The organism is Rhizobium sp. GW821-FHT14E12, from assembly GCF_058803745.1.
This window is the reverse complement of the sequence record NZ_JBXAPH010000001.1, coordinates 1,078,605-1,095,062: the sequence shown is the minus strand read 5'-3', so window position 1 is coordinate 1,095,062 and position 16,458 is coordinate 1,078,605. Positions and strand designations below refer to the sequence as shown.

Below are 16,458 nucleotides of genomic sequence, written 5' to 3'. Positions count from 1 at the left end.
CAGTTGGGGGCGTCATGACATCCGCGGCGCAATGGCCGGCGCTCGATCGAACCTCGGGCGATCTGGAGGGGCAGGTCTATCGCCTGATGCGCGACCGCATCCTCCGTGGGCAGATGTCGCCGGGACAAAAGCTGCCGTCGACAAGGACGCTGGCGATCTCGCTCGGCGTGGCGCGTTCCACCGTGGTCAATGCCTATGAGCGGCTGAAGGCTGAAGGCTATCTGCAATCGATGACGGGGGCGGCGACCCGCGTCGCCGAATTTGCAACGCCACCTCTGCAAGGGCAGGCGGAGCCATCTCCGCTCAGCCCGCCGCCAGCGCTCGAGGTCGCCGCCGATGGTTTGTTCAAGTCCGGTGTACCGGATGTCGTCGCCTTTCCGCATGCCGCCTGGGCACGGTATCTCGGTGCGCGTGGCCGTTCGCTCCGGGTGCACGACCTCGGCTACGGCGCTCATAGCGGCATTCGCGAGTTGCGCGAAGTAATCCTCGAGCACATCTCCGCCACGCGCGGCGTGATCGCCCTTCCTGAACAGTTGATCATCGTTCCCTCGACTGGAGCCGCCATCGACCTTTTGGCGCGCGTGCTGCTGCGATCCGATCGTCCGGATGGCGCTGCCGCCTGGATGGAAGAGCCGGGATATGCGACCGCGCAGGCCTTGCTGCGGATGGCGGGCGCGAACCTCGTTCCTGTACCTTGCGACGAGGCGGGCATCGATATTGCCAAAGCCGCGGGTCCGCGGCCGCGGCTGATCTATGTCACGCCCTCGCATCAATATCCGACCGGCGCAACAATGAGCCTCTCACGCCGTCTGGCCCTGCTCGAATTTGCCCGCGCCAACGGTTCGGTCGTGCTGGAAGATGATTACGACAGCGAATTCCAGTATGCCTCGCGCCCGATTGCCGCCCTGCAGGGCATCGATCGTGGCGAAGTGGTTGCCTATCTCGGCACCTTCTCGAAGACGCTTGCTCCCGGCCTGCGTATTGCTTACGCGGTCGTGCCGCCCCGGCTCGTGCCGGAGGTGACCGCCGCGCAGCTATTGAGAGGAGCTGTCGTCCCCATCCATATTCAGGCGGCGCTTGCCGACTTCATCCGTGATGGCCGTTTTCGCGCCCATCTGAGGCATATGAACACGGTTTATGCCGCGCGCATGGTGGCCACGGTTTCCGCACTACGCCGCCATTGCGGCGATTGGCTCGAGGTGGGCGAGGGTACTGGCGGGCTGCAACTGGCCACCTGGTTTAGAGATGCAAGTACCGATGATCTGGCGGCGGTGCGAAGGATCAACGCGAAGGGATTTGCGCTCCGTGCCATGTCATCCCTGCACCTTGGTCCACCACGGCCGGGCCTGCTGTTCGGCATTGCGCGCATGCCGCCCGAGGCGGCGGATGCCGCGGCGGCAAGGATTGCCAAGATGCTTCGGGGTTTGCCGACTATCGCCTGACGAACAACGCCCGGTACTCTCGCGGTGTCATGCCCTTCAGGGTTTTGAACTGCCGGTTGAAGTTGGCGATGGAGTGATAGCCGACGGCATCGCTGATGTGATGGATCGCCTGAGTGGTGGAGGAGAGGCGGGCGCAGGCGTCGCCGATGCGCATGCGCGTCAGGTAGTCGGAAATGGCGGTGCCGGTGTGGCGGCGGAACATGCGATGCAGGCCGGAAACGCTGAGTGCGGCTATATCGGCCAGTTCCTCCAGGCCTATGGTGCGCGCATAGTGGAGATGCATATGCGTCAGCACGCGGTCGATGCGCTCGCGGCTCTCCTTGAGTTCGGATGATTGGCTCGGCACGCTCGCAAGCGGTGTCGCCTGCCGGTCATCGGCAACTCTGGCAAGGATGTTCAAGAGGGACAACAGGCGCTCCACTGGCGGCTTGTCGAAGACGGCTTCGTATTCCAGCCGCACTGCCTCTGCGGTTTCCTTCGAAAAATGCAGGCCGCCATCGGCTCGTTCCAGCATCGCCTCGACCGGCCGAAATTCAACAGCGCCGCCGGTCATGCGCAACAGCCAATCGCGATGGAACCAGAGGACAAGCGCCACATGCGGCTGGTGCTGGTCGATCTTGGCGCGCGAGACCCATGTATGCGGCAGGTTCGGCCCGACCAGCACGAGATCACCGTCGTCGTAGTCGCCGCTGTGATTGCCGATGAAACGTTGGCCGATCGAATTCAGCGTCAGTGTAAGCTCGAATTCGGGATGATGGTGCCATTGGAAGGGGATGGCGTCGTCAAGCCGCCGGTTGAGCATGCTCCACGAGGCCTCGGGCGAGCGCTGCAATACTTCAAGATAGGGTCTCATCGGGCGCCACTATACTCAAATAAGCCAGAATAGTATCAGAAATTGCCGGGGCAGGGCAACATGAGCGGCATGCATCCCGTTACAAATCGGTCGTCGCCTGAAACGACAGGCATCGATCCGATGGGAGGAACCATATGCAACAGGCCCTGAAACGAGACGCTCATCCGACCGCGTCCTCGGTCACGACGCAATTGAAGGACATCAATAAGACGCTGCCGCTGCGCGTTCTTTCGCAGCAGGACTGGCAGCACTGGATCACCAAGGGCTACGTGATCGTGCGGCAGGCGGTACCCGCCGCCAATGTCGAGCGGCTTGTGGATGTGCTCTGGGCATTTGACGAGAAAGATCCGAACGATCCATCGACCTGGTATGCGCCGCAGCGCCGCGAGCACAAGATGAAGGAGCTCAACAACACCGGCATGCTGGAGATCTACAATCACCAGGCGCTGTGGGACAACCGCATGGAACGGCGCATCTACGATGTCTTCGTGGACATCTGGGATCGCGAGGACCTGTGGGTGACGATCGACCGTGCTAATCTCAATGCGCCGAAGAAGGTCAAGGGCAATCCGAACGGCTTCATCCATTGGGATGTCGACACATCGCGCCGTCCGCTGCCGATCGGCGTGCAGGGTGTCCTGAGCCTGAAGAAACAGGATGGAGACGTCGGCGGCTTTCAATGCGTGCCGGAGCTGTTCGAGCGTTTCGACGAGTGGGAGAAGACGCAGCCGAGGGATCGCGACCCGATGCATCCCGACATGACCGGCCTCTCGGTCGTCAATATCGAGATGGAGCCGGGCGACCTGATGATCTTCAATTCGCTGCTGGCTCACGGTGTCCGTCCCAACCATGCGGAAAACCGCGTGCGTATGGCGCAATATGTGTCGATGCACCCGGCCGAATTCGATGATGTCGCCGAACGTGAGGAGCGCATCCGCCTATGGCGCGAGCGTGATCATCCGAAGCGCGATTCGTTTCCGGGTGATCCCCGTGAATGGGAAAAGCATAATGCGGAGACGGCGGTTCTGACGCCGCTCGGTGAAAAGTTGTTGGGGCTGGCTGCCTGGTAGGGCGGTTGGTTGCGGTTTGATGTAAAGCACTGATCGAGCGGCCTTGTTGCCGCTCGATCGCTGTCTGATGACCCGTTAGATCTGGTTCCAGCGGCGGATGACGGGTTCGCTCAGGTCGTGGTCGTAGCCGAGAGTGCTGATGCTGGTGGTGTCGAGCACGAGACGTGCGCCATTTTCCGGCGGCAGGCCAATCCAGCGGGGGGCGAAGACCCTTAGGAAATGGGCGCTGGAGAAGATCAGGACGTTGCCGTTGACCTCTCGGAGCTGGCCGATGATCCGGTCGGCTCGTGCACCGACATCGGCTGTCGTCTCGCCATTTGGGCATCCGTCGCGGAAAATCTCCCAGCCGGGGCGTTGTGCCTGAATCTCCTTGGTGGTGATGCCTTCATAGGCGCCGTAATCCCACTCCGCCAGATCGTCCTTGATGACAACGACGTCACCGAAGCCGGCCAGCGCACAGGTGTTCCGGGCGCGCTGCGACGGGCTCGACCAGACGGCGGCGAAGTCGATGGCGGGCAGGCGGGCGGCGACCTTACGGGCGGCCTTTTCTCCGGCGGCGGTCAAGGGAATGTCGGTTCGTCCGGTATGCCTGCCGGACAGGCTCCATTCCGTCTGCCCATGCCGAACCAGATAGATCTCCGGATATGCATTGCTCATCTGAACGCCTCTCGATCACGCTGAACCTTTCAGCTTCTTCGCATCTGCCAGACGCTCTGTCGAGGGATAGAGACATGGTCGCGTCTGGCGGAAGGCATGAGGAGTTTTACGATTTCCCCTGCGCGCCAATGGCTTGCAGGGGAATGATGATCTTATCGTTTTACGGCACGCAGGACGCTGTGCACCAGAATGGCCAAGCAACCCGCGAGTAGGAGAACTCCGCCGGCGAACGGCGGTAGTGCCAGAAGCTCGACGGCTCCGGCGATGGCGGCGACCAGGATCAGGCAGAGGGTCGCAAGGCTGCCGTCATCGATGAACATGCCGATCAGTTCGGACAGGGTGGTACGGAGAATACTCATTGGGCTGCCTTTGCCGTGGGTTTTCCGGTCGAGCCGCGCAGGCTGCGAACGATGATGAAGGACACCAGCGAGACGATCGCGAAGATGGCGATCAGCGCCAGATCCGCTCCCGGCCAGTCCGCACCGATGCCTTCGCCGGTCCAGAAGATGCCGAAGCTGGTCAGCATCAGCCCGACGACGAATTTGAGCGTGTTTTCCGGCACGGTAGCGAGCGGGCGGTGCACCACGAGGCCGATCAGCATCACCAGGACGAAGGCGGCGAGCGCCCCGAGGCCGGCATAGAGCGTCATGCCGTGCGCGCCGCCGACGGCGATGACGATAAAGACCACCTCGACACCTTCCAGCAGCACCGCCTTGAAGGAGGCGAGGCCGGCGAGATAATCGGCGCGCCGGTCGTCTGACTGTTGCCGCAGGGTTGCCGTTTCCTTGGTGAAGGCGGCTGCCTCGTCATGGAGCGCGATGACGCCGAGCGAGCGCAGGATGGCCTTGCGCAGCCAGCGCATGCCGAACAGGATCAGGAGAACGCCGATGACGAATTGCATCGTATGGATCGGGATCAGCGCTAGCAGCGGCCCGAAAATGAGGACGAGGGCGGCCAGCAGGGCGAGCGCGAGCGCCGCACCGATCAAGGCCGGGCGCCAGCTGCGGGTGACCCCGACGGCAAGGACGATGGTGAAGGCTTCCACGACCTCGACGAAGGAGCCGAGGAAAGAAGCCGTCAGGGTAGAGAGTATGGGGGTGAGGCTATTCATGTAATGAATCCTGAGTGGCGGATAGGGGTTTGATTCCGCATGCTATTTCTTTCTCTTCGTGCCGCGTTTGCTCCAAGCTTTGTCGATGGAGCCGCGCAGGGTGCTCAGATGATCCAGGCTGTCGAAGGCGGCTTGCCGGCGATGCGCGGCGAGCCCGACGATCATGGCTTCGATCAGCACCATGGTGCCGGCATGCATGGCGAGATGATCGGCCTTGCCGCGTGGGATGGGGAGAATTTCCGCCACCTTGTCGGCGACCAGGGGGCCGAGATTGTCGCTGATGAGGATCACCGGCACGTCATGCCGGCCGGCCTGGTCGAGTACGACTTCGACTTCACGATAGAGCGGCGCGTAAGCCATCATCAGGATAGCGTCGCCCTTGCCGAGCCAGAGAAGGCGGTCGGCGAGAGCAATGCCTGATGCGGAGAGCGGGTAGGTGGGGAGACCGATGCGGTTGAATTGCAGGCTGGCATAGTCCGCCATTGCGCCGGAAGGGCCGATGCCGAAGACATGACGCCGGTTTGCTGCCGCTAGAATATCGATGGCGCGCGCGAAGCTCGCGGCGATCTCCGGACGTCGCAAAACGTCCAGCGCGTTTTCGTGGATGCCGATGACATGATGAAGGATGCCGGCGGCGTCGCCGTCGGTTTCGGCGAGCGTCCGCTCCAGCCGGTTGCCGGGTGAGGGAGTTCCGGTGAGCTCCGAAAGTAATGCCGCGCGAAGCGCGGAGAGGCTCTCGAAGCCGAGCGCGCGGGCGGTTCGCACCACCGTCGCATCGCTGGCGCCGGCAAGCTCGGCAATCTGGGCGGCGGAGTTCAACAGCACGGCCTGCTTCTGATCGATGAAGAAGCGGGCCATGCGCTGTTCAGCGGGCGGGAGCCCCTCGATCACAGCGAGAATCCGGGCATCGAAATTGGGCTTCGGCTGCGATCGTGCATCCGTTGTCATGCTGATGCTTCCATCTATCGTCGTGTAGCAAATGCTACCGATATAGATCAATGTAGTATTCATTACCAAGTGTGGCAACAGGATTCCAGCGGCCGCGTCGAGCTGTCGCGGCTGCAATCATCCTCTTCGGCCGATCAGGCACGACAGTTGAGGTTGGAGAGTGTTACGCCAATCCCGCCCGCACCGCGGGGATGACGTCCCGGCCGTACAGCTCGATGCAGCGCATCAGCTTCTGGTGGCTGAGTGTGCCGGTGCTGTATTTCAGCTGGAAGCGGTTGATGCCGAGTGTCTTGATCACCGGCGTGAGCTTGGCGGCGACCGTTTCGGGCGAGCCGACATAGAGCGAGCCATGTTCGATTTCACTTTCGAACTCGCTACGTGTCACCGGCGGCCAGCCGCGCTCGCGGCCGATGCGGTCGCGCATCACCTTGTAGCAAGGCCACAGTTCTTCACGCGCCTGGTCGTCGGTATCGGCAATATAGCCGGGGGAGTGGATGCCGATCGGCTGGGCCGTGCCGCCTAGTTGCGCGAATGCCTTGTGATAGAGATCGATATAGGGCTGGAAACGATAGGGGCTGCCGCCGATGATCGCCAGCATCAGCGGCAAATTATATTGCGCGGCGCGCACGACCGAAGCCGGGCTGCCGCCGACGCCGATCCATGTCTTCAGGTGACCCTTCTCGATCGTCGGGAAGACCCTTTGTTTGTCGAGGGGCGGCCGGATGCTGCCTTTCCAGGTCACCGGTTCGTTGGTGAGCAGGGCGGCGAAAAGATCGAGTTTTTCCTCGAAGAGCTTTTCATATTGCGACAGCTCGAAACCGAAGAGCGGGAAGGATTCGGTGAAGGATCCACGGCCGAGGATCACCTCGGCGCGTCCGTTCGATGCTGCGTCCAGGCTCGAAAAGCGCTGGAAGACGCGGATCGGATCGTCGGAGCTCAGAACCGTGACCGCCGATCCCAAATGGATGTGCGACGTGCGGCTAGCAATCGCAGCCAGAACGGTCTCCGGCGAGGAGACGGCGAAATCCTCGCGGTGATGCTCGCCGATCCCGAAGAAGTCGATCCCGAGCTGGTCTGCGAGCACGCCTTCCTCGATGACGTTACGGATGACCTGTGCATGAGAGTCCGGCTTTCCGCTCTCGTCATGGGTGACGTCGCCGAAAGTATCGAGCCCGAATTCGACTGTGTTTGCCGTCATGATTGTGTCCGTTGCCTATCGCCATATTGTCCGGGTGGCATTTACGCGCGTTCCCGATCGCGAAACACCCGCAAAGTTTCGAGGGTTCCGTTCGAGGAATTCGATATGACGATAGCGATAGTGAGGGTGAGCAACGCCGCAGACGTGCCTTGCAGGGTGAAGGAAAGAATCGCGATATCGGATTAGCGATACCGCGATTGACGTCACAAGCCCGCAGATCTCAATTCAGTTGCGCCAGCTTGTTCGCCGGAAGGCGGCAAGCGGCGAAGACGTCGAGGCTGGGGTCGTAGACCTTCGTCGCTATGTCCATCATCCCGAGGACGCTGTGGAAGATATTGTCGTGCGAGTGGGTGCCGGCGGCCGCCTGCTTTGCAACGCAGTTCATGTCATAGCCGCCGGTTTTCGCCAGATCGTCGGCCATCCAGACCAGGAATGGTACCTGCGTCTGCTCCGATGGCGCGATGATGTATGGCGCGCCGTGCAGGTAGATACCGTTCTCGCCGAGCGACTCGCCGTGATCCGAGAAATACATGACGGCTCCCGATATCGTGGCCGAGCGCTGCTTTAGCTTATCGATGACCGCCGAAACGATGTGATCCGTGTAGAGGATCGTATTGTCATAGGCATTGTTGATCTGTTCCTGCGAGCATTTGCCGAAATCATTGGCTCGGCAATCGGGCGTGAAGCGGCGAAATTCCTCTGGATAGCGCTGGTAGTAGGCCGGGCCGTGGCTGCCAAGCTGATGCAGCACGAGGACGCTGTCTCCCTTGATATTGTCGAGCCAGTTGTCGACCTTGTCGACCAGGATCGCATCCAGACATTCGCCTTCCTTGCAGAAGCGGGGATCGGCCGATGTCGGCAGGTAGGTGTAGGGAACGCGGTCGGTGACATTGTAGCTGCCGGTGTCATTGTCCAGCCAGGTCACATCGACCTTGGCATGGGTCAACACATCGAGCAGGTTCTCCGTTTCCAGACCCTTGCGATGACTGTATTGCTGCCGCGTATAGACGGAGAACAGGCAGGGGATCGATGTCGCCGTTGCCGTTCCGCAACTGGTGGTGTTGGGAAAATAGACGATGTTCTGTTTCGCCAGTTCGGGATTGGTCATTTTGCCGTAGCCGCCAAGCGAGAAGTTCTGGGCGCGGGCCGTTTCGCCGGCGACGATGATCGTCACGCGCGGCTTGCCGTTGTCGACGGCGCCAACCCTACGGGCGTCAGTGCCCAGAGGCTTTGCAACGACGTTTGCGTTCCGGCCGGAGTCGATGACGTAGCGAACGGCGCTGTTGATCGGCATCACCGGATTGAGCGTATCCAACAAGTCGCGATGCGCTCGGCCGACGCCGGCATAGGTTTTGTAGAAGCTGATGCCGGCGACCATGAAGATCGCGACGCAGGAAAGAATGACGGCGGTGTTATAGGCAAGCTTCTTGAGAATGGGGCGATGGATGATGCGTACGGACGCGATCACCAGCGATGGAAGAACGCCGGTCAGCAGCACATGCGTCAAAAAACGCGTGGTAATCAGGTGGCCGGCCTCGGCGCCCGTCGATACCGCCGCGTTGCGGATCATTTCCTTGTCGATGATTACGCCAAACTGGTCGTTGAACCACGAGGACACCGATGCCACGAGAACGAAGAAAATAAGGACCGGCTTGGTGATGTATTTGGCGGAGAAAAGCGTGAAGAGCGCCATGATGACGGCCGAGATGCCGATGACGAAGCCGGCGAAGGCGGCAGGCTCGGCAAGAAAATAGCCGTAAGCCTTGGTCCAGAACATCCGGTTCGTCACAAGAAGGATATAAAGGCTAGCTATAAGGCAAAGGGTGACGCTGCCGATGGCTGGTCGGACGCTTCGTCCGCCAGGCCGAGTGTTTTTATTGTTCAACGGTTTTCTCCAGGGCATTCCCCTGAACAGAGCGGGAATACCTTACAATGCAGCGCGCGGAACGCGGCTCAGACTGTTTGAGCGCGAGACCATGCCCACCCTTCCTGACATTTACCTGAATAGCGTCCGCCTGTGCATTGGTCGATTCCACTTATCCGCGCTTTTTGTCGCACGGCCAGGTGGAGTTCAGGTCACCGTCAGCAATCCCCATCATAGCTTGCTTTCTTGAATAAGGAAGCAGCCGTGTGGGTTTTACTGGTCGAGGACAACGCCATTATTGGCAATGCCGTGCAGGATCATCTGCTGGCGGAGGGGTTTGCGGTCGACTGGTCGATGGACCTTGGAGCGGCGAAGATTGCGGTTGCCGGAGGCCATTACGACCTGGTTCTTCTTGATTTGCGCCTGCCGGACGGAAGTGGTCTGGACCTGCTGAAATCCATGGAGGCGCAGGTGGGGACGACGCCGGTGATCATCCTTTCCGCCTATGACCAGATCTCTGACCAGATGACGGGATTGAGCATTGGTGCGGTCGATTATCTGGTAAAGCCGTTTGGGCTTGCCGAATTGACGGCTCGGATCCGCAGGGCGGTAAAAACCAAGGATGATCGATCACGCTGCCTGCCCAAGGCTGGCTGAGAAGCGGCAAGTTCTGCGGTTGTCAGGTTCGCTGCGGCGATCTGGAGCTGAAAAACTCGAGAATCGCCAGCATGCCGGCGAAAATCACCAGCGACGAAAGCCAGCCAAGGACTACATCTGACAGGTAATGGGCGCCTGTAAGCACGCGCATGGTCGGCATCAGGAACGATACGATAGCCAGCGGAATGCCCAGCGGAAGACGCCAGCGTGGTGGCAGCAGCGGGATGAGACAGAGAAGCCAGCCGGCTGATGATGCCTCTCCGGAAATGAAGGAACAGTTCCTCAAGCATTTGCCGGCGAAAGAGCCCGCCTGGACGAAATCCAGCGCCCCGCCGAAGAGATCGGTGCCGCGTGGTCGCGGCCGGCCGGAAAAGCCTTTCAGGATGAGGTTGACGAGGACGCCGCAGCCAAGCGCCACTGACAACAGCGCGGCTATGCACCGATCGATTTTCGGCGTGCGCCAAAGCGGTCCGAGCCGCTTCCAGGACAGGATCGGCAGCGCAAGCAATATGATGATTGCGATATAGGGTAGGACGAGCGTGACGGTGCGCGCGAAAGCGAAGAGCGCATTCCTGTCGTAAGCGAATATGCCACAGACCTTGCTCGCCGGATCGCCGGAAGGGCAGGGCGTATTGGTAAAGACGCTTTGGGCGACAGAAAGATCGATCTCGGGAAATCTGTTGAAGACAAGCAGCAGCAGCCACCAGAAGGCAAACAACGCCAGAAACGATGCAAGAGGTCTGCTGAGCGACGTCGCGCGTTTCGGATACGCAATATAGTCGTCATACATCAGGAAACGTCGCCTTCCGTCATCGAATGCAAAGGTGTGACGGAATTTCATTGGCGTCTTAGGCAACGGCACTGACAATCCCCATCGACTGTGCACTTATTGCAGAAGCCTGACAGTAGCCTGAAACATCAAATAGTTAGTAAAAATGGCGCGCGGAGACGCCGCCACGAGCAGCATTCCGTGGGGCAGGTCGCCGGATGGGATGTCGCCCGCCACGCGGGCAGGCGTCATAAGCCGGTCTGGAAATAGGCTTCGAGGCGGTAGCCGTCGGGGTCGATAACGAAGGCGGCATAGTAGAACTGGCTGTAATCCGGCCGGATGCCCGGCTTGCCATTGTCTTCGCCGCCTTGCGCGAGCCCGGCGGCATAGAAGGCGTCGACCGCTTCCCGGCTGGGTGCGACGAAGCAGAAATGCAGGCCGGAGCCGCGATCTGCGGGGACGGGACGTTCCACCTGGCTGACCCAAAATTGCGCCCGTTCCGCGCCATAGCCGACCGTGCCGTCGAAATTCGTCAGCCGCTCGTAGCCGAGAGGCGCCAGCGCTGCATCGTAGAATTGCTGGGATCGTTCCAGGCTTTTGACGCCAATCGAGATGTGATCGAACATGGATGTAACCTCCCGTTGCCCGCTCCAGCGGTGTCACGCGTCCCAAGGCGAAGGGCTTGCTATTCCTTCAAAAACCAGGAGCTCCAGCGTTGGCCCAACATCTTGCAACGACCGTTCGGAGTCAATGAACCGCGTCAGGTGTTTGTCTGGATTCGAGGCATAAGGCGAGGTTCCGGATCGCCGCGATTGGGCACGTTGCCGACGTAGGCGTGACATTGATAGTCTAGCCGCGTTGACGGTCTTGGAGGAGTTGCCGTCTTTCGATCCCTGCGACACTTTTTTCAACTCGCCTGTCGATTCTCGGAGGATTGCTTCGTCGTTGTATTGAGCGAGCCAATTCAGCGGCAATGGCGCCAGCTGCTCGTCTCGAAGGGAATGGTCAAATGCGCTTCATGTCCATCATTACTTCTGCTGACGTTGGTGTGCCGACACCTGAACTCATGGAGGCCATGGGCAGGCTTGCCGACCGTGAGATCAAGGCCGGCCGCATGATCGATACCGGCGGGCTGATGCCGATGGCCACAGGCGCCCGCGTCAGCATCAAGGGCGGGAAGCTCAACCTCCTCGACGGCCCGTTCGTCGAAGCCAAGGAGGTTATCGGCGGCTATGCGATCTTCGAATTTCAGAACAAGGAAGAAGCGGTGGCGCTGGCAGTCGAGTTCATGCAGCTTCACATAGATTTCATGCCGGGCTGGGAGGGCACATGCGAGGTTCGCCCATTCTTTACGCCGGATATGGAGGGTGTGTGCGACCCACATGCGGCCGCGGTCGCGTGAGGCAAACGCCGAAAGAGACGGGATAGGCGGCCATGACGGCCGCCAACACCCACCGCACGATCCTGGCTGTCTGGCGGATCGAGCAGCCGAGGCTGATCACCAGCCTCGCAAGGATGTTGCGCGACGTGCCGCTTGCCGAAGACCTGACGCAGGAGGCGCTGGTGGCAGCCCTCGAACGATGGCCGAAGATCGGCGTTCCGGAAAGGCCGGGCGCATGGCTGATGGCGATCGCCAAGCGCCGGGCGCTCGATCATCTGCGCCGCCGCCAGATGCTCGATCGCAAGCATGAGATGATCGCCTTGGACATGGACGAGGAGCAGCAGGCCATGCCCGATCTGGACGCCGCCCTCGATGACGACATAGGCGATGAGTTGCTTCGTCTCGTTTTCACTGCCTGCCATCCGCTGATCTCGCGTGAGGCCCGCGTCGCATTGGCGTTGCGGATGATCTGCGGCCTGACGACCGAGGAGATTGCCAGGGCTTTCCTGTTGCCCGAGGCAACGATCGCCCAACGCATCGTCCGTGCGAAGCGCACCCTTTCAGAATCAGGGCTGGCCTACGAGACACCGCGCGGCGCGGAGCTTGTGCAACGGCTCGCATCCGTGCTGGAGGTCGTCTATCTGATTTTCAACGAAGGCTATACGGCAGCGCGTGGCCAGGACTGGCTGAGGCCGCAGCTCTGCAACGAGGCTCTGCGCATGGGCCGTGTGCTCATTTCCGTCGCGCCCGGTGAGCCCGAAGCACATGCATTGCTGGCGCTAATGGAGCTGAATGCCTCACGCACGGCGGCGCGTACGGATCCGGCCGGCGAGCCCATCCTTCTTTTGGAGCAGAACCGAGCCCTGTGGGATCAGTTGCAGATCCGGCGAGGTCTGCAGGCCCTTGCGCAGGCACGCGACCTTGGCGGTGCCAGCGGCGTTTACGCGTTGCAGGCGGCAATCGTCGCTTGCCACGCGCAGGCCCCTACAGCCGATGCGACCGATTGGTCGCGCATTTCTAAGCTTTATGGGGAACTTGCGGCGGTTGCGCCTTCACCGATCGTCGAGCTTAATCGCGCGGTTGCGGTGGGCATGGCCGAAGGGCCGGAGGCTGGGCTGGCGATCATGGACCAGCTTGTCTGCGAGCCGGCGCTCAAAGGATATCATCTGTTGGAGAGCGTTCGCGGTGATCTGCTTCACAAGCTTGCTCGCTACGAGGAGGCGAGGTCAGCCTTCGAGGAAGCTGCCACGCTCGCTGGAAACCAGCGTGAACGAGACCTGTTGAGGCGACGCGCCGCTGACGCGGCGGCGCTGTCATCGCAATAGCATTCATCTCGGTAACGACGACTTTGGTTGCTCATACCCGCGCCGGATTGGCGCGGGTATGAAAGTCGCTGGCTATTCGGCAGCCTGGTAAGCATCCGGACGCGATGTCGCCTTTCTTGGCCCGACGGCGGCCAGCAGCGTTATGGCGGCGGCCAGGATCGTCACGAAACCGATGCCGGCGATATAGGGGTTCCAGCCGTAACTGGGTGCTGCGCTGAACACGGCCGAAGCTGCCGCCAGGATGATGCCGCCGCCAATCTGGAAGGAGGCAAAGAGCATGCCCGAAGCCAGGCCGGACTTATCCTCTTCGATATCGGACAGGGCGGCGACCTGAATGGACGGATAGGTCATGGCATAGCCGATACCAAGCAGCAGCTGTGAGATGGCGACCAGCAGGATCGTGTCGATATGGCCGGCCGACAGCGCCCAGAAGAGATAGCTGATGGCCTGCAGTCCGACGCCCAGCGTCATGAGCAGGGTCGTGCCGCGAGCCTGCCCGATGCTGGCGAAGCGCGGTGCGAGGAACATGACGCAGACGCCGCCAATGGCGAAAGCGAAGCCAGTGGCGAAGGCCGACCAGCCGACGACGGTCTGATAGTAGAGCGTCGCGATGAACTGGAAGCCGACATAGGCCCCCTGGAACAGCGCGGCGATGGCATTGGCGTGACTGAGCTTGGCGCGGCGGAACATGGCAAGCGGCACCATCGGATCGCTATGGCGCGACTCGACGAGCAGAAAGAGCAGGATCAGCACCAGAGCCGCCACCAGGGATCCCCACGTAGCAAATGCCTGCCAGCCATCGGCTGCTGCATTGGTAACGCCGAAGACGAAGAGCAGTAGTCCGGGGGTGATGGTGATTGCGCCTGCCCAGTCGAAGCCGACGCGTGGGCCGCTTCGCTTGTGATCGGCAGGCAGGACAAAAGGCGCAACGATCAGCGCGAGGATGGCGACGGGTGCACCCATGACCAGAGTTGCCCGCCAGCTGATGATGGTCGCAGCACCACCGAGTACCATGCCGAGCACGAAGCCGGCGGCACCGGTGGACGAGAACACGCCGAGCGCCTTGGCGCGGGCGTTGCCTTCTCCAAAGACGGAGAGCAGCAGTGCGAGGGCTGCCGGCGCAGTGAAGGCAGCGGCGATGCCCTTGATCAGGCGCGCGGCAATCAGGGTCGGCGCGCTGTCGACGAAGCCGCCGGCGATGCTGGCGGCGGCGAAGACGGCGAGCGACCAGAGGAAGACGCGACGGTGGCCGAAAAGATCGGCGACACGGCCGCCAAGCAGCAGAAAGCCGCCATAGCCGAGCACGTAGGCGCTGACGGCCCATTGCAGCGATGTCGCCTGCATGCCGAGTTCTTTCTGGATGGCGGGCAGGGCCACGCCAATGGTGGAGACATCCATGGCGTCCAGGAAGTTGGCGGCGCATAGCAGCAGCAACGCCAATCCAGCCCCGCTTCGGGTTTGGGAAGAAGTCATCGGGATCGTTCCTTTCTATGCTGCCGCCTCTTGGGAGGTGGCGAACGGCAGGGAACGAGAAAATGTACACGTTCAAACCCTATTGCAAATTGATAGTAACCATGTCAGGTATTACTGGCGATGATGAATGATGCCGCACTTCGAAAAATAGATCTCAATCTGCTGCTCGCCTTTTCCGTGCTCATGCAGGAACGGAATGTCAGCCGTGCCGCGGAACGCCTGTTGCTTGGTCAGCCGGGCCTGTCGGCCGCGCTACGGCGGTTGCGCGAGACGCTCGACGACGAATTGTTCGTGCGGGTCGGGCGCGGTTTGCAGCCGACGGCGCGGGCGCTGTCCATTGCGCCTGCCATCGAGGAGGCACTTTCCGGCATCGAACGCGCCATTCGGCCACCGGCGGCTTTCGACCCTTCAAGCTGGCAGGGCGAGTTTCGCGTTGGCATGTGCGACAATCTCGAATCGGATTTTTTCGGCCCGCTGGCGGCGCGGCTGCGTGGCCTTGCGCCAAATGCCCGGCTGACCGGTGTGGCTTTCGACCGGCGTGAAGCCGGGCGCCTGCTCGACGAAGGGGCCTATGACTTCAGCATCTCGGTGCATGAGGAACCGGCATCCTGGCACATTCGCGCCCCACTGTTCGACCAGGCATCGGCCTGCATCTACGATCCCCGGCACATCAAGTTGGACGCGCCGCTTGGGCTTGAGGATTTTGCGAAGGCGGACCACATTACCGTCTCGCTGGAAGGCATCACGCTGACCAATGTCGATCTCGCTCTTGCCCGTGTCGGATATCATCGTCAGGTCGTGGCGACCGTGCCGCGTTATTCTGCCTTGCCGATGGCGCTCAGAGCCATGCCGGCTATTGCGACGATCCCGGAATCGATCGCCCGATGCATGGCGCAATTGCATAATCTGACTGTTTCGCAGCCGCCTCTCGACCTGCCGGCTGATCCGGTGACCATGCTCTATCGTCGGGTCGACCAGGCCGATAGCAGGGCCGTATGGTTCCGCCGGCTCTTTGTGGAGGTGGTGGCGGATGCGCTTCATGAATCCGGATGCCGCGTGGGTGTTTCCAAGGCCGCCTGCTGCTACGAACAGGCGCCCTTGGCCGTAGCCGTATAGGTTTGGGTTGCGGCTCTATCGCAATTCCGATGCCAGTAGCGCCGGAAAGACGCGCAGGTCCGGCAGTCCGGGGAGAGAGGGTTCGCCTTTCCCCCGCCAGATGGCGCAGACGACAGCGAGGATTTCAGCCCCTTCGGCATTGACCAGCTTAGCTGCGTCGACGACTGCGCCGCCCGTGGTGATCACGTCCTCAATGAACGTGACCTTCTTATCCTTGATATCCAGGCCCTCGACGGCCTTGCATGTGCCGTAGCTCTTTGCTTCCTTGCGGATGAATGCGGCTGGCAGGCCGCTTTCCAGCGACATTGCGGTGGCAATCGGGACGCCGCCCAGTTCCAGCCCGGCCAGAACCTGCGTGTCACTCGGCAGAAGCTGCAACATGCGTCGCGCTATGCGGCGCAGAAGAGCCGGGTCGGATTCGAATCGGTATTTGTCGAAATATTCGTTTGAGACCTGACCGGATCGCAGCGTGAAAGTCCCATGGATCCGCGCAATCGCATTGATATCAGTGCCCAGCAAGTCGTCGCTCATAACCATCTCCTAATCCGTGTTCGCCTTCGATTTACATAATCCGTGGAAGACCGCAAAGTGCCC

The 16,458-nt window shown here is 61.1% G+C and carries 17 protein-coding genes; 6 read left to right on the top strand and 11 right to left on the bottom strand.

Annotated features, from left to right (window positions below; genetic code table 11):
* The first annotated feature begins 14 nt into the window (after positions 1-14).
* Positions 15-1,442 carry a MocR-like pyridoxine biosynthesis transcription factor PdxR gene (gene pdxR, locus AC1RO0_RS05335; RefSeq protein ID WP_498591859.1) on the top strand — a complete coding sequence of 476 codons (1,428 nt, stop codon included), beginning with the start codon at positions 15-17 and terminating at the stop codon, positions 1,440-1,442.
* Here pdxR and AC1RO0_RS05330 read toward each other — a convergent pair.
* Complete coding sequence (locus AC1RO0_RS05330; RefSeq protein WP_498591858.1) at positions 1,432-2,295, bottom strand: cupin domain-containing protein; 864 nt, start codon at positions 2,293-2,295, stop codon at positions 1,432-1,434. The two genes, pdxR and AC1RO0_RS05330, sit on opposite strands and share 11 nt — an antisense overlap.
* Positions 2,296-2,429: 134 nt before the next feature.
* On the opposite strand from AC1RO0_RS05330, the gene AC1RO0_RS05325 reads away from it, so the two are divergent.
* Entirely contained in the window at positions 2,430-3,365 is a 936-nt protein-coding gene (locus AC1RO0_RS05325; RefSeq protein ID WP_498591857.1) for a phytanoyl-CoA dioxygenase family protein, read from the top strand.
* 75 nt (positions 3,366-3,440) lie between these two features.
* Here the strand turns inward: AC1RO0_RS05325 and AC1RO0_RS05320 are convergent, their stop codons facing one another.
* The 6 genes from AC1RO0_RS05320 to AC1RO0_RS05295 form a co-directional block, all read right to left on the bottom strand.
* Positions 3,441-4,022 carry a histidine phosphatase family protein gene (locus AC1RO0_RS05320; protein ID WP_498591856.1) on the bottom strand — a complete coding sequence of 194 codons (582 nt, stop codon included), beginning with the start codon at positions 4,020-4,022 and terminating at the stop codon, positions 3,441-3,443.
* Between the two features lie 152 nt (positions 4,023-4,174).
* Entirely contained in the window at positions 4,175-4,381 is a 207-nt protein-coding gene (locus AC1RO0_RS05315; protein WP_498591855.1) for a hypothetical protein, read from the bottom strand.
* Positions 4,378-5,133 (bottom strand): COG4280 domain-containing protein, encoded by a 756-nt coding sequence (locus AC1RO0_RS05310; RefSeq protein WP_498591854.1) that lies wholly within the window; start codon positions 5,131-5,133, stop codon positions 4,378-4,380. The genes AC1RO0_RS05315 and AC1RO0_RS05310 overlap by 4 nt, the downstream gene beginning before the upstream one ends.
* A 42-nt stretch (positions 5,134-5,175) precedes the next feature.
* On the bottom strand, positions 5,176-6,081 hold the full coding sequence (locus tag AC1RO0_RS05305) for a MurR/RpiR family transcriptional regulator (RefSeq protein WP_498591853.1): 906 nt from the start codon (positions 6,079-6,081) through the stop codon (positions 5,176-5,178).
* Between the two features lie 163 nt (positions 6,082-6,244).
* Positions 6,245-7,279, bottom strand: coding sequence for an LLM class flavin-dependent oxidoreductase (locus tag AC1RO0_RS05300; RefSeq protein WP_498591852.1), 1,035 nt, complete (start codon positions 7,277-7,279; stop codon positions 6,245-6,247).
* A 220-nt stretch (positions 7,280-7,499) separates the two neighbouring features.
* The gene (locus tag AC1RO0_RS05295; protein WP_498591851.1) at positions 7,500-9,182 is read right to left on the bottom strand and encodes a phosphoethanolamine transferase; all 1,683 of its coding nucleotides are present in this window, start codon (positions 9,180-9,182) and stop codon (positions 7,500-7,502) included.
* Positions 9,183-9,407: 225 nt separating this feature from the next.
* Here AC1RO0_RS05295 and AC1RO0_RS05290 point away from each other — a divergent pair, with 225 nt between their 5' ends.
* Positions 9,408-9,800, top strand: coding sequence for a response regulator (locus tag AC1RO0_RS05290; RefSeq protein ID WP_498592384.1), 393 nt, complete (start codon positions 9,408-9,410; stop codon positions 9,798-9,800).
* A gap of 22 nt (positions 9,801-9,822) precedes the next feature.
* On the opposite strand, the gene AC1RO0_RS05285 is transcribed toward AC1RO0_RS05290, so the two are convergent.
* Together AC1RO0_RS05285 and AC1RO0_RS05280 are read right to left on the bottom strand one after the other, a co-directional pair.
* Entirely contained in the window at positions 9,823-10,590 is a 768-nt protein-coding gene (locus tag AC1RO0_RS05285; RefSeq protein ID WP_498591850.1) for a phosphatase PAP2 family protein, read from the bottom strand.
* A gap of 227 nt (positions 10,591-10,817) precedes the next feature.
* Positions 10,818-11,195, bottom strand: a complete 378-nt coding sequence (locus AC1RO0_RS05280; protein WP_498591849.1) for a VOC family protein — start codon at positions 11,193-11,195, stop codon at positions 10,818-10,820.
* A 383-nt stretch (positions 11,196-11,578) separates the two neighbouring features.
* On the opposite strand from AC1RO0_RS05280, the gene AC1RO0_RS05275 reads away from it, so the two are divergent.
* Entirely contained in the window at positions 11,579-11,971 is a 393-nt protein-coding gene (locus AC1RO0_RS05275; RefSeq protein ID WP_498591848.1) for a YciI family protein, read from the top strand.
* 32 nt (positions 11,972-12,003) lie between these two features.
* The gene (locus AC1RO0_RS05270) at positions 12,004-13,275 is read left to right on the top strand and encodes an RNA polymerase sigma factor (protein WP_498591847.1); all 1,272 of its coding nucleotides are present in this window, start codon (positions 12,004-12,006) and stop codon (positions 13,273-13,275) included.
* Positions 13,276-13,347: 72 nt separating this feature from the next.
* Here the strand turns inward: AC1RO0_RS05270 and AC1RO0_RS05265 are convergent, their stop codons facing one another.
* A complete protein-coding gene (locus AC1RO0_RS05265) occupies positions 13,348-14,748 on the bottom strand; it encodes an MFS transporter (protein ID WP_498591846.1) in 1,401 nt (466 codons plus the stop codon).
* 120 nt (positions 14,749-14,868) lie between these two features.
* On the opposite strand from AC1RO0_RS05265, the gene AC1RO0_RS05260 reads away from it, so the two are divergent.
* Positions 14,869-15,864 carry a LysR family transcriptional regulator gene (locus tag AC1RO0_RS05260; RefSeq protein ID WP_498591845.1) on the top strand — a complete coding sequence of 332 codons (996 nt, stop codon included), beginning with the start codon at positions 14,869-14,871 and terminating at the stop codon, positions 15,862-15,864.
* A 15-nt stretch (positions 15,865-15,879) separates the two neighbouring features.
* On the opposite strand, the gene pyrE is transcribed toward AC1RO0_RS05260, so the two are convergent.
* Positions 15,880-16,395 carry an orotate phosphoribosyltransferase gene (pyrE, locus tag AC1RO0_RS05255; protein ID WP_498591844.1) on the bottom strand — a complete coding sequence of 172 codons (516 nt, stop codon included), beginning with the start codon at positions 16,393-16,395 and terminating at the stop codon, positions 15,880-15,882.
* Positions 16,396-16,458: the final 63 nt, after the last annotated feature.